The 13,648-nt window shown below is 37.5% G+C and carries 13 protein-coding genes and 1 pseudogene; 4 read left to right on the top strand and 10 right to left on the bottom strand.

The window, feature by feature from the left end:
• Positions 1–91 precede the first annotated feature (91 nt).
• The 3 genes from UtA1_RS18005 to UtA1_RS03145 all read right to left on the bottom strand — a co-directional run bounded on the left by UtA1_RS18005 (position 92) and on the right by UtA1_RS03145 (position 3,155).
• Positions 92–1,659, bottom strand: a protein-coding gene (locus UtA1_RS18005) for an IS3 family transposase (protein WP_408647313.1) whose coding sequence is annotated in 2 segments (ribosomal slippage) — positions 92–1,023 and positions 1,023–1,659 — 1,569 coding nt in all. Because the reading frame shifts where the segments join, the coding sequence is not laid out codon by codon here.
• Positions 1,660–1,762: 103 nt separating this feature from the next.
• Positions 1,763–2,260: an LURP-one-related/scramblase family protein gene (locus UtA1_RS03150; protein ID WP_096550020.1), complete on the bottom strand. Its 498-nt coding sequence runs from the start codon at positions 2,258–2,260 to the stop codon at positions 1,763–1,765.
• Positions 2,261–2,294: 34 nt separating this feature from the next.
• Positions 2,295–3,155: a LysR family transcriptional regulator gene (locus UtA1_RS03145; RefSeq protein ID WP_096550019.1), complete on the bottom strand. Its 861-nt coding sequence runs from the start codon at positions 3,153–3,155 to the stop codon at positions 2,295–2,297.
• Positions 3,156–3,543: 388 nt separating this feature from the next.
• Here UtA1_RS03145 and UtA1_RS03140 point away from each other — a divergent pair, with 388 nt between their 5' ends.
• Positions 3,544–3,942, top strand: a complete 399-nt coding sequence (locus tag UtA1_RS03140) for a hypothetical protein (protein ID WP_096550018.1) — start codon at positions 3,544–3,546, stop codon at positions 3,940–3,942.
• 367 nt (positions 3,943–4,309) lie between these two features.
• Entirely contained in the window at positions 4,310–5,476 is a 1,167-nt protein-coding gene (locus UtA1_RS03135) for a uracil-xanthine permease family protein (protein ID WP_096550017.1), read from the top strand.
• Between the two features lie 76 nt (positions 5,477–5,552).
• Here the strand turns inward: UtA1_RS03135 and UtA1_RS16960 are convergent, their stop codons facing one another.
• From UtA1_RS16960 to UtA1_RS03105, 6 genes and pseudogenes are all read right to left on the bottom strand, one after another.
• On the bottom strand, positions 5,553–5,696 hold the full coding sequence (locus UtA1_RS16960) for a hypothetical protein (RefSeq protein ID WP_172597779.1): 144 nt from the start codon (positions 5,694–5,696) through the stop codon (positions 5,553–5,555).
• A 479-nt stretch (positions 5,697–6,175) separates the two neighbouring features.
• A complete protein-coding gene (locus tag UtA1_RS03125) occupies positions 6,176–7,066 on the bottom strand; it encodes a manganese catalase family protein (protein ID WP_096550016.1) in 891 nt (296 codons plus the stop codon).
• Between the two features lie 73 nt (positions 7,067–7,139).
• Entirely contained in the window at positions 7,140–7,343 is a 204-nt protein-coding gene (locus UtA1_RS03120) for a YuzF family protein (protein ID WP_096550015.1), read from the bottom strand.
• 183 nt (positions 7,344–7,526) lie between these two features.
• Positions 7,527–7,844 (bottom strand): DUF378 domain-containing protein, encoded by a 318-nt coding sequence (locus UtA1_RS03115; protein ID WP_016838886.1) that lies wholly within the window; start codon positions 7,842–7,844, stop codon positions 7,527–7,529.
• Between the two features lie 242 nt (positions 7,845–8,086).
• A pseudogene (locus UtA1_RS03110) lies at positions 8,087–8,357 on the bottom strand (winged helix-turn-helix transcriptional regulator); the annotation flags it as partial.
• Positions 8,358–8,569: 212 nt separating this feature from the next.
• The gene (locus UtA1_RS03105) at positions 8,570–8,950 is read right to left on the bottom strand and encodes a DUF4183 domain-containing protein (RefSeq protein ID WP_096550014.1); all 381 of its coding nucleotides are present in this window, start codon (positions 8,948–8,950) and stop codon (positions 8,570–8,572) included.
• A 106-nt stretch (positions 8,951–9,056) separates the two neighbouring features.
• On the opposite strand from UtA1_RS03105, the gene UtA1_RS03100 reads away from it, so the two are divergent.
• Both UtA1_RS03100 and UtA1_RS17595 read left to right on the top strand, forming a co-directional pair.
• The gene (locus UtA1_RS03100; protein ID WP_232019890.1) at positions 9,057–9,404 is read left to right on the top strand and encodes a DUF4183 domain-containing protein; all 348 of its coding nucleotides are present in this window, start codon (positions 9,057–9,059) and stop codon (positions 9,402–9,404) included.
• A gap of 406 nt (positions 9,405–9,810) precedes the next feature.
• The gene (locus UtA1_RS17595; protein WP_232019963.1) at positions 9,811–10,131 is read left to right on the top strand and encodes a hypothetical protein; all 321 of its coding nucleotides are present in this window, start codon (positions 9,811–9,813) and stop codon (positions 10,129–10,131) included.
• Positions 10,132–10,150: 19 nt separating this feature from the next.
• On the opposite strand, the gene pyc is transcribed toward UtA1_RS17595, so the two are convergent.
• On the bottom strand, positions 10,151–13,579 hold the full coding sequence (pyc, locus tag UtA1_RS03090; protein WP_096550012.1) for a pyruvate carboxylase: 3,429 nt from the start codon (positions 13,577–13,579) through the stop codon (positions 10,151–10,153).
• Positions 13,580–13,648 lie beyond the last annotated feature (69 nt).

Genomic DNA, 13,648 nt, shown 5'->3' with positions numbered 1-13,648 from the left:
AAGTTTTTAAGAGAATATTACTATAAGAAGTAAGGCTGTTCACTTTGAACTGCTCCCTGTCAAGTAGACAGTGTAAAAAATAAAAATGTTACTAAGCGGCTTGAGCCCTGTATTCTAAGGGACTTAAGCCGTTTAATTTTTTCTGATAACGGAAATGGTTATAAAAATAAATATATTCATCAATCGATTGTTTCAGTGCTTGATATGAATCATAGGTATTCAAATGATATTTTTCACATTTGAATTTACTCCAAAAGGATTCAATTGGAGCGTTATCGATGCATTGACCCACACGAGACATACTTTGTGTTAATTGTGCCTCGTCTATGATCTCCTTATATTTTTTGGACGTATATTGGAATCCTCGATCGCTATGTACGAGTGGATGTTCATCAGGTTTCAGGGTTTGGATTGCTTTTCGTATGGTTTTAAAAACTAATTGATTATTATTGGAATGACCCAATTCATAACTCACAATAGAACCATCATACAAATCAATAATGGCACTTAAATAGGCTTTTTTTCCGTTCCCATATTTCAGCTCCGTTACATCTGTACACCATTTCATATTGGGCTTTTCTGCAGTAAACTCGCGATTTAATCGATTTTCAGCTACGTGTTGAACAGGTGATTTCTTATATCGTTTTCGTTTTCTTCGAATCACTGCTTGAATCTTCGCAATTTTCATCAAACGATAAATGCGTTTTTCATTGACAAGGGGCTCATTCGCCATTTTTCTGTATCGATTAATGGTGATGGTCATGCGACGATAACCATAGATTCCATTGACTTGTTCGTGAAGTGTTTTAATGCCCTCTAACAGTGATTCATTCAATTGTTCACGCGCTGATGGAGTGCGTTTCAGCCATTTATAATAAGCTGCTCGTGAAACGCCTGCGATGTGACAAAGTAAAATGATAGATAAGTGTTCGGTTTCATGTAATTCTTGAATGGCCTCATATCGAGTTTGTAATCGTACTTGGGTTAACAACACTTCCTTTCGATTTCCTCTAACTTTTTTAAAAATAGATTTTCTGCACGTAAACGTTCATTCTCGCGTTCAATTCGTTTGATTTCTAATTTAAATTTTTCTTCCGTCGTTAATTCTGATTTTGTGCGTCCACGGCGATCTTGTAGCCCTTCTTCTCCATGTAACTCAAATTTTTTCACCCATTGGTATACCTGTTGATAAGAAACTTGATAAGTTTGGGCTGCTAATTGATAATTTTTATGGTGCTTTAAGCAAAAATCGACTATCTCCATTCGTTCTAGTAGGGTTGTTTTTCTACCTTTTGTCATTGTTTTACTCAATCCTTTACCCGAATCTTTTATATCACAATGACTAGTATACTTTTTCACCCACTTCATTAAAATAGTTCTACCTGAAATTTGATGTTTTTTCATTAATTCGAGTAAAGAATATTCACCAGATAAATAATCCTCCACCGCTTGAATCTTCTGTTCTCTTGTATAGCATCGTGGAGAAAAGTTAGAGTGAAAGACCGCTTCACCAAAGGCTTCATACTTTCGAACCCATTCTTTTAAAGTACTTTGGTGAATTTTATATTGACGAGCAAGCTTTTCAAATGAATAATCACCCGTTAAATATAAATGAATCAGTTTTAACATGAACTCTTTAGGATACTTGTAAAAGGTCATAATGAAAGCCCCCTATTAGGTTAGATGAATTTTTATTTTTTCATCTGTCTACCTAATAGGGAGCATATCAAAGTGTTCGACTTTCTGAACAGCCACTTTTTTATCAAACTGAACTTGTGGCAGAAGCAATTCTTTGATCTTCCTTCACACAATCAATGGCAATTACAAGAGCAATAATGATGGTTTCCAACTCTTCTTTTAAGATTTGTGCTTTATAACTGTCTCCCCAAGTAAACCATTCTTTGCTTACTTGACCTATTTTTTCACCATGTTGGAATACTTGAAAATCCATATCCCACCAATTACCACGTACTTCTATTCCAGCTGAATCTATCGTATAGCGCGATTTAAAAAAGGTAAATTCCTTTATGATTGTTATGACGTGCTGCCCTCCAACTTCAACAGTAAATTTTGGCAATACACCAAATACTTTTTTTGTAATAAGGGCTACTTGTTGCCCCTCCATATTATAAATTGAAAAGGTTTTTGGAATTTTTAAGAAGCTCCCTTTTACATAGTACACATCATTCTCATGTTCATCTTTGATCGTAAATTTATCAGTTAAGCTAAAAAACTTTTGTTTTATATACAGTTGTTTCATTCAGAATCTTCCTTTCAAAAAGGTTACAAACCTTTTAAGACAGTTTTCGAATGATGAAATCGATAAAATAACGACTAGCAATTGGCAACGTTTTTTTATTTTTATAAGCAATGCCAATTGTTCGAATTATCGGAGGGTTCACTTCTTTTATGACAAATCGGTTACGAACTTTTTTCATCACCATTTCCGATAGAATTGAAACGCCGAGTCCACTTTCGACCATTGACATTATTGTATAATCATCAATTACTCTATATTGAATATTAGGATGCAATCCTTTTTTCTTAAAAGCATTTAGCGGTTCATTTAGTTCTCCTTCTTCAAGTAATATAAACGGTTCCTTTGCTAAATCTTCTAATGTGACTGTTGAATCGTTTGCAAGAGGATGATTTTCTGGTAAGATTGCGACCATATTATCCTGCTTTAAAACAACTGTTTCTAAGTCTTCTGCCGCATCAGGATTGACAAACCCGAAATCCACACTGCCTTCTTTAATATATTTGACGATACTTGTATATTCTCCTTGTTGCAGGTGAAATTGCACGGATGGGTAAAGGTGTTTAAAATCTTGCATTAAACTTGGCAACCAATTGCTTGAAACGCTTGTAAAAGTTCCAATTCGAATATGCCCGTTTGCTAATCCTTGCATTTCCTTCGCTTTTTCAATCAGTTCTGCATGAGAATTTGCAACTCTCGTAATAAAAGGCAAAAATTCCTCTCCATCCGTCGTTAATGTAATGCCTTTTCTTGAACGGTATATCAACGTTGTCCCCATTTCTTCTTCAAGAGCTTGAATCATCTGACTGATAGCAGACTGAGTATAACCAAGTTCTGCCGCTGCTTTTGTGAAGCTCCCTCTTTCAATCACTTTTAAGAAAGCATAGTATTGTTTCATTTCTTATAAAACCCCTTCATAGACTTGCCTATGTAATAATTATAAACATTAATTTTACTAGATTCTTCCCTAATATGTAAAATGATGGGATGAAAACTGATATTCCAATAGCAATGGCTTATTTTATAATTTCTATTGATATTACTTGTAATTAAATCCTTTTGAAGCAGTAGTGATGTCTGCCGCAAATTGAATTTTAACTGGACATTTATGCTAAAAGTGGGCTTCTTCACTTTAATGAAATCAAATTCATCAATCCATTCATAATTCATAAAAAATCGTATTATGATGAAATAAGTAAAGGAAAAAGGAGGAACAACAAGCTTTAAGTAAAAGGAAATGGCGACGTTAGTAGGAGCATGGAATAATGACAACAAGGAGTGTATACATGAGGGGATCCATTTGGATTAAGCTTGCAGTTCTTTACTTGATTTTTGGAATTTGTGTAGGATTATTTATGTCGATGACGCTTAAACTTCAATGGGGTTCTGCTCATGCACATGTAAACTTAGTTGGTTTTGCAACAACGGCTATTTTCGGAGTTATCTATAGCCTTTATCCAAGAGCTGCAATCAATTCATTAGGTAAAACACACTTTTGGCTTCATCAATTAGGGGTCCCGGTTTTCCTACTTAGCGCCTTTTTAGTTCAAGTCCCTGGTATGCTCGATACAGCACATATTTTCACATATCTTGGCGGTGGAGCATTTTTATTAGGCAACATCCTCTTTATCATCAACGCTTTTAAAAATATTAATGAATCTAATATTAGTAGGAAATCATTATAAAATTTAGTATGCATCAATAAAGGGGGCGTCTGAAAAGCCCCCTTTTCGACGAGGAGGCGCGTTTGATGTGACCACCGCAGGAGCAAAGTTTTTAAGAGAATATTACTATAAGAAGTAAGGTTGTTCAGAAAGTGTTCGACTTTGAACTGCTCCCTTTTTTCCCTTACAAACTAATTTTGTGAGTACCTACCAAAAGGCAAAGGGTGCTTCCTTTTCTTTTACGTTCATTACTCTCCCAACTTATGTACAATTTTCTCTTCATCACTATATCCTTCATTTATTTATCTTATTTCAATAGTGAAAATTTAAAATTCAAATTCTAAAAATTTCATGACAGAAATACCATTTATTAAGGAGGGACACTTGTTTGAAAAACTTTTTGAAAGCGATTCCATTGTCTTTGCAGCATTTGTTTGCTATGTTCGGTGCGACGATTTTAGTTCCAGCACTCACCGGATTAGATCCAGGTAGTGCACTTGTTGCTAGTGGTTTAGGGACTTTAATATTCCATTTGATTACGCGTGGAAAAGTTCCTACTTATTTAGGCTCGTCTTTCGCTTTCATTGCGCCTTTAGCATTGTATGTAGGGGAATTGAATTCGCCGGGCGAGGCAGTTGCAGGACTTATTAGTGTTTCAATTGTTTATGGAATTGTTGCACTTCTTATTACTTTTATTGGTTTTGATAAAGCACGGAAAGCAATTCCTCCAGTAGTTGTTGGCCCTGTTGTGAGTATCATTGGGTTAGCATTAGCAACGACAGCTGTTACAAATATGGCTAGTGTAAATTGGGATGTAGCAATCGTCAGCCTCCTTGCCGCAATTATCGCGACACTTGCAGGAAATAAAATGGTTCGTTTACTACCAATTATTATTGGCCTAGTAGTTGGATACATTTATGCCGCAATTCGTGGAATCGTCGATTATAGCCCAATTGTAGATGCTCCAGTATTTGCTCTTCCTCATTTTGTCATGCCTGAATTCACATGGATTGTCATTTTCGGAATGGCACCTATTGCATTAGTTACAATCATCGAAGACTTAGGACATATGTTCGTATTAAATGAGATTACAGGTAAGGATGTAACGAAGGATCCAGGATTCTCAAGCATTCTTTGGGGAAACGGTCTCGCTACATTTATCTCTGGTTTAATTGGAGGTCCTGCACAAACAACTTATGCAGAAAACCTTGGCGTATTAGCAATTACTCGTCAATTCTCTAGCAGAATTATTCAAGGTGCGGGTGTCATTGCCATCTTATTAGGTTTATTCGGAAAAGTAGGGGCTGCAATTCAATCTATTCCTGTTGCTGTTATGGGTGGTATTTGTATCTTGTTATTTGGTATGATTGCTGGGATGGGAATACGCCACATGATCGAAGAAAAAGTGGATATGACGAACATGAAAAACTTAATTATTGTAGCAGTTATCTTTATTATCGGTATTGGATATGCAAACGGGATCGCTTATGCAACAATTGCTGGATTGCTTATTTATTGGCTTATTCCTGATTTTACAACAAAGAAGCAAAATTAAAAATCGAGTAGGAGGGAGCGATTAACTCCCGTCCTCTCACACCACCGTACGTACGGTTCCGTATACGGCGGTTCAATTAAGATGATTGACGCAAGTCTTTATAACTTCCGTGAATAGCTGTTCTCTTTATGCCAGTGGTCACTCCACCCTCCAAGAGGTCTCCCACGGGATTCACCGCTTCCTTCCTCAAGTGAGGTACTACGTTTTCTGTGTTCATCATGACTCACTGAATGCCAAGGGCTATTCTCTCTTAATTGTTCGGTCCTTCTTAGTAGTTCTAAACCAACTAATACTATGACCTCTGCTGACTTCTGACGGTTCAGCTACTTATCACTAAGTAGGTTATGAAGCGTACTTCACCTATCCGCCAGACCTCCCCGGGTAAGAATGTAATCTTTCCTTCCATCTATCTGCTTCATTTACTCTGTACCACCTTTGGCAGAAAGGACTTTGTTTTGTTTAGCAAACTCATCCAATGATACCTAGCCTTATATGAAGTTCGTGTTCCTCAGACCGGAAGTTTGCCGCTCGCTTCCTTCAGATTCCGCGTCACCACGGACACCCTTGCGTTAAGCTAACTGTTACTTCTGCCTTCACAGTTCGGGACTTACACCCTATAGATTACACCCATGCCAGGCGCACTAAAATGCCGTTCCACATCTTGTTAAATGTGGGACGGCAAATTTTTTCCCAAACTTATTACAAGTTGCTTTGCAGTCTTTTTAAAATCCGTAAATAATCATCCCGGTCAATTCCAGGAGCAAATTCTTCTGGAAGTTCAGGAAAATCTGGTACCGGTGCTCCTTCTGGCATTCCGTGAATCACTCTCAACTGTTCGCCCGTTTCAGGATTCTTCCCTTTCCAAATTTGATTAATATCGCGATAATCTTCTTCTCCCCATGTATACAATACATTATATAATCCCTGTTCCATAAATGGTCTTGCATAATCAAATTTGTTATTATCAAGACTTGGTACTGGGAGCATTTTTCCAACATCTACTCCTGTTGCCATTTCGATTGCTTTTGCATAAGCAATAATGTGTGTGCCACCTCTAACGAGTAAGTATCCAATCATCGTTAATGCCGTCGGGTGAGTTGTCATCTCATAGACCCTCATTTTATGAGTTCTTGCACCAATTTCTAATAAATAATTAAAAAGAAGATCTGCTACAAGGTTGCCTGAATTTGTGACATATTCACCAGTCCACGGTCTCCCCATTGAATCTCCTGGATAGGCTGCTTGTGCGGTCGTTGTAAAGTGGAGGGAATAACGTGCGTCTTTTCCGTTTTGGAGTGGAGCGGTATCAGGACCAGTTGGAACTGTGTTGCCAATAGAGAGCAGGTTGATCGTATTCGCCACTAATTCCACATGACCAAATTCTTCTGCTGTAATACTTGCCACTAAGTCATAAAAAGGTTTAAGCTTTTTTTTGCCGCGGAAATTAAAGGATTGGAACATATAATTATTTAATGTAGACATTTCACCGAATTTACCACCGAGTAATTCTTGAACGGCTGCAGCCGCATTCATATCGCCATGGTCCGGAATCGGTAAATCAATGAGAATTTTATTTACACGTTTAAACATAAGAGTGAGTGAGCCTCCATCCATAATTTTTAACCGTTTCTATCTTATGATGGACGGTGCTTGACCTATGCATTCATATTGGTTGAATCCAAATAATTTGTTCAGTACGAACAAAAAATGGCGATCCACCCATATGAATGACAATATGATCTGGCATCACGGTTTTCAATTCCCCACGTAGACTGCCCCGAATTGTTTGAACTGCAATGGATTGATTTAAAAGTCTTTTTAATGATTCAAATACATACGGGTCACTAAGCTTCCAGTTTCCATTCATATTTCAACACCCCTTTTTACGAATCCATTGCAATATATGCAATATTAGACGAAAATGTGCTATTATCTACGGAGTTTCAAATTTTATAATAATCCAAAATTTTCTTCTTAATGTAAAAGCAACAAAAAAAGTGCTGCACTCTTGAGATGATTACGTAAAGTGCTGCACTTTCTTAAAAGTATTTTATTCATTTCGCTTGTTTTTTTCTTCTACGGAAGTGAAATCAGCTTCTTCTCCAAATTCCGTTCCGTAATTGATATTGTTTTGTTGGCTTCTAGGACGAACCGTTTCTTGTCGCTCCATATCTTCCCATGGTTGAAACAAGAGTGTTAAACAAAATAGTCCGCTTAAACCAACTAGACTGTAGATAATACGTGATAAGGCTGTATCTTGTCCTCCAAATAATGTCGCTACTAAATCAAAATTAAAAAATCCAATAAGACCCCAATTAATAGCTCCGATAATTGCTAATACTAAAGCTATTCTTTGCAACGTTCTCATGCAACATACCTCCTTTATTCTCCATTTACAATTCATTGGTATTTGAATTGTATTTTTATCATTTGTTTCAAAGGAGGTTTTCATACGTTTAAAGTTGGGATTTTTCATAATGAATGGTTTCTGAATTTGGGGATTATTACCGATATTTAAATTTATTGATATTCCGGATTTTGTTAAGAATAAACTTTTCCTTTGTTTAGCTTAATGGAAGACAGAAAATAATACTTACACTCTAATTCAATTTATTTTAAGTGTTCATTTAAAATGTTCTCTTCCAAAACTCCATCTGTACTACCATACACTTTGACGATATGTTTTTCCCCCCAAGTTCATAGAGCATCTAGAATCCCTTTCAAACTCCAACCATATTCACTTAATTCATACTCAACCTTCGGAGGAACTTGATGCAATTCGTTTCATAACTCCATCTTGCTCCAATTCGCGTAATTGTTGAGTTAACATTTTCTGTGTTATATCTGGCATTAGACGCTTTAATTCGCTTGGACGCTTTCTAAATAAGCTCCTCCCTACAAAAAACCTCCTATCCGATACTTAATAGTTATTACCTAATTTTTTCGTAAAAAAACATGTTCGTTCCGAAGACTCACAAAGTTCTCGCTCATTAATAAAAGCCCCTTTTCTCTTAAAATGAATGGTACGAGAAAAGGGGGCTTTTATTCTAACTAACAAAGCACCACTTCTAATCTAAAGAATTACACAACTTCTTAAGAATTAATAGTAGTTTGAGCTGTTGGAGCGAAGTTAGTTACCACAAGAACTACTGGTGTATTTGCAATAATATCTGAATTTTCAGGAACAGTAATGACAAGTGATCCTGTACCAGTTCCACCTGGATTATATGTCACTAAATCTTGCATTACTTGTACACCGTTTACATATACAATTAAATAACTATTCTCATCTGATAATGCTGGAAGTGTAACACCTGTTGCTCCAGTATCATCCATGAAATCTTCTGCGTTAATTGTTAAAGTAGATGCCCCAGTTACAGGAGTATCTACTACATAAAAAAATTTTTGTACATCTGGATTAGTAAGTACAGTTGTAGCGGCATTAATTGCAAGCTTTAAAATTTCTAATGCCATCCATTTTCCTCCTTGAAGCTAATTTCATTTTATTGTATGGAGAAATTTTTTGTGTACTTAGGCATATTATAGTAGAAATTATTAGTAATTAATTGGAAGGAGCGGAATGATGGAAAATAAAAAGTGTGCTAATAACTTACCTAAGCCATTTTTAAAAATCCCTCATTTACCACCGACAGAGTTTTCCTTTCACCTTCCAAAAAAGGTTGAAGTTTTTGAGTACTATACAAATTCAAACGGAAAATCAAGAATTTATAGAGATCAAGATGGCTTTACGAAAGGAAAAAATCAGAAAATCATTGACCCAAGTACCGTCTCCTATATGAATTTATTTATTAATGGTGTGCTACAACCTAAAGAAAATTACGAAGTCCAATGCGGTATGATTAAGTTAAAAACGAAAGACCTGCCACCAAAAGGAGCTCCAATTATTCTTCAAATGTTTAAGTTTTGAAATAGTATATTTCATAAGCATGTCTATCCTAAATTTTTTGAGGCGAATATTTGGAGATTTAATGAAGATTTCCGAATATAGCTAAAATCGACGAGTTTGGAAACTTTGGAAAAGGGGCCTCGTGTATACTTTACAATTCCTACTCCACCATAAGGTCGTTTAGTTGAGCATACAAGTCCTGTTATAGTCAAAACAAAAACATACTAAGATTAGTAGTACAAACCAAGGCCAAGGTTTGTGCTACTATTTTTTAGAAAAGTCGACCAGTCTCAGGGATCTTTGAATCCGTATTAAAAACTGGCTAACTTCACACCCTTATGCGAATCAGTTTAGTATGTTGGGTCCATAGAGAGCGTGTATAAGAAAGTGGAAGAAAGAACCTATATTTATGGTGTGTGCCATGATTATGAAGAAGAAAGATAAACTGAATCATTTTGTAGATTACTATTATAAATTAAAAACACAACCTCAGAGAAAGCCTCATAAGGTTGCGATTATCGCCTGTATCAATAAATTTTTAAAAGTGACGTTCCAGTTACTGACAGAACAGGTAATTCAAGAAATAGCTACTGAAAAAATTTATTTAAGAGATTATCATACCCAACCCATTATAGATATGCGCCACGCGGAGGAAGGTTTTCAAGAAAGAAATGATGATTATAATTCAATCATTGATCGTATAAAAAAAAACATCATTTTCTTCAAGGAGAAAATGATGTTTTTTTAGATTTGTTCCAACCTCTTATTTATTCGATTTCGATTAATAGGTCGCCTGTAGAAATAGAATCGCCCTCTTTGACGTAAATTTCTTTTACCACACCGTCTTTTGGCGCCTGCACAGTTGTTTCCATCTTCATGGCTTCCGTAATTAATAAATGGTCGCCCCGCTTGATCGGACTGCCTTTAGATACTACCACTTTCAAAATTGTACCCGGCATCGTTGCACCGATTTGATTTGGATTGGATGGGTCCGCTTTGACGGCTTTATGACCCGTTGCCTCTACCGTCATATCTTGTACGACAATTTCCCGAGGTTGACCGTTAATTTCAAAGTATATCACTCGTGTACCATCATGTTGCGGCTCACCAATGGACACTAATTTAATAATCAATGTTTTTCCTTTTTCAATTTCCACTTCAATTTCTTCGCCTAGGCGCAAACCGTATAGGAATGTCGGCGTATCTAATACAGAAATGTCACCGTATTGGGCACGCACTTTAGCGTATTCTTCAAATACTTTTGGATATAGTGCATAGGCGATTAAGTCTTTCTCAGTCGGTTTGAATCCGACTTTTTCTTCCAGCTTAACAGCAAGTTTACTAAAATCAACCGGCTCAAGCAGTTCACCAGGGCGCACCGTAATTGGCTTGCGGTCTTTTAGTATAAGCTTTTGCAGTTTTTTCGGGAATCCGCCATAAGGCTGTCCTAGATAACCTTGGAAAAATTCAATGACGGAATCAGGGAAGTCAAGCGTTTTCCCGCGCTCAAAAATATTTTCTTCATCTAAATCATTTTGCACCATAAAAAGCGCCATATCGCCAACAACTTTTGATGATGGCGTTACTTTTACAATATCGCCAAACATTAAATTGACGCGGGAATACATTTTCTTTACTTGCTCCCAGCGGTCCCCAAGCCCTACTGCTTTCGCTTGTTGCTGCAAGTTGCTGTATTGTCCGCCAGGCATTTCGTGTACATACACTTCTGAATGAGGGGCATTCATGCCGCTTTCGAAATCCACATAATATTTTCGCACATCCGCCCAATAGTAAGATAGTTTTTCAAGGGATTCTATGTCCGCTCTAACTTGCCGTTTTTCGCCGCTTAAAGCATAGTAGAGCGAATTGGCGCTTGGCTGAGATGTTAAGCCAGCCATGGAACCTAATGCCGTATCAATAATGTCCACTCCTGCTTCAATGGCTTTTGCATAAACGAAAATCCCATTTCCGCTTGTATCATGGGTATGAAGATGAATTGGCAAATCTGTTGTTTCCTTCAATTCGGAAATTAAACGATAAGCTGCATTTGGTTTAAGCAGCCCTGCCATATCTTTAATGGCTAAAATATGCGCGCCGGCCTGTTCTAATTGTTTTGCCATTTCCTTGTAATATTGCACCGTATATTTTGCTCTTCCATCATCTAAAATATCGCCCGTATAGCAGATTGCCGCTTCTGCCACTTTTCCGTTGAGGCGAACTTCGTCAATGGCCACTTCCATCGCTTTTACCCAGTTCAATGAATCGAAAATGCGGAATACATCAATACCGGACTGAGCTGATAATTTTATAAACTCGCGGATGACGTTATCCGGATAGTTGGAATACCCTACCGCATTGCTTCCTCTAAATAACATTTGGAACAAGATATTTGGAATTTTTTTGCGTAATGTTTCCAATCGATCCCAAGGGTCTTCTTTTAAAAAGCGATACGCTACATCGAAAGTTGCACCTCCCCACATTTCAAGGGAGAAGAAATCGTTCATCAATTGGCTTGTAGCATCGGCAATTTCAAACATATCTTTCGAACGAACGCGTGTGGCAAGGAGCGATTGATGGGCATCCCGGAATGTTGTATCGGTAAGCAGTACATCATCTTGGGCTTTAATCCATTGGATAAGTCCAGCCACGCCTTGTTCATCTAAAATTTGTTTTGTACCAGTTACCTTTTTTTCAGGTACAGTCGGAATATGAGGCTGAACAAAGATTGGTTTTGGCCGCTTTTCGATTCCAGGGAAGCCATTTAATGTCACATTGCCGATATAGTTTAACAGCTTTGTCGCACGGTCTTTCCGTTCTTTAAATTCAAATAATTCCGGTGTTGTATCAATAAAGCTTGTATCGAATTGGCCGCTTAAAAATTTCTCATGGTTTACGACATTTTCTAAAAACGGAATATTGGTTTTCACACCTCGAATACGGAACTCCCGCAAATTGCGATCCATTTTTTGCGCTGCTTCTTCAAAGGTTCTTCCCCAAGTCGATAGTTTCACAAGCAGCGAATCATAGTGAGGAGTAACAACTGCGCCTTGGAAACCGTTCCCTGCATCTAAACGGACACCAAAACCGCCGGATGAGCGATACACCATAATTTTTCCTGTATCCGGCATAAAATGGTTTTTTGGATCTTCCGTTGTAATCCGTGATTGAATGGCATAGCCAAATAAAGGAATCTTTTCTTGCTCAGGAATCCGAATTGCTTGACTGTGTAGCTCATGACCTTCCGCAATTTTAATTTGCGCCTGAACAATATCAACTCCTGTAATCATTTCGGTAATGGTATGTTCCACTTGAATGCGCGGGTTTACCTCAATAAAGTAAAAATTATCGCCCGTTACTAAAAACTCCACTGTCCCTGCATTCACATACTGCACATTTTTCATCAATTTTACAGCTGCTTCGCAAATGCGGCGGCGCAACTCTTCTGAAATTGAGATAGATGGCGCAATCTCTACCACTTTTTGATGGCGGCGTTGAATTGAGCAATCCCGCTCATATAAATGCACAATATTGCCCGCTTCATCGCCTAAAATTTGAACCTCTATATGTTTTGGTTTCACAATGGCTTTTTCCACGTAAACCTCATCGGAACCAAAGGCCGCTTTTGCTTCAGATTTTGCCCGTTCATAAGCCTCTTTTAAATCGCTTGCCTTTTCCACAAGGCGCATTCCCCTGCCTCCACCACCAAGGGCTGCTTTAATCATAATAGGGTAGCCGTATGTATCTGCAAACTGTTCAACTTCTTCCAAACTTTTTACTAGCCTATCTGTACCTGGAATGACAGGAATTCCAGCAGCGATGGCTTGTTCGCGAGCCTTTACTTTATCCCCAAATATGCTTAAATGTTTTGATTTTGGTCCAATGAAGATGATTCCTTCTTCTTCGCAACGGCGAGCAAACTCTACATTCTCTGATAAAAAGCCATATCCCGGGTGAATAGCATCTACATTTGCATCTTTTGCTATTTCTAAAATTCCTTCAATATCTAAATAAGCATCAATTGGCTTTTTCCCTTTGCCTACCAAATAGGATTCATCCGCTTTAAAACGATGAATGGCACCGCTATCCTCATGGGAATAAATTGCAACGGTTTTTATTTTCAATTCAGTACATGCGCGGAAAATGCGGATGGCAATTTCGCCGCGGTTTGCTACTAAGACTTTTTCAATTTTTTTCATAAGTTTTCCCCCCATTACTCAAAATTGTTAGCAGCATCATCTATAACAGACGATACTGCCAAGACTTCA

Source organism: Ureibacillus thermosphaericus (assembly GCF_002370195.2).
In the GTDB taxonomy this organism is placed as follows: Bacteria; Bacillota; Bacilli; order Bacillales_A; family Planococcaceae; genus Ureibacillus; species Ureibacillus thermosphaericus.
The sequence above is the reverse complement of the archived record's forward strand: the minus strand, read 5'-3'. Positions and strand labels throughout refer to the sequence as shown.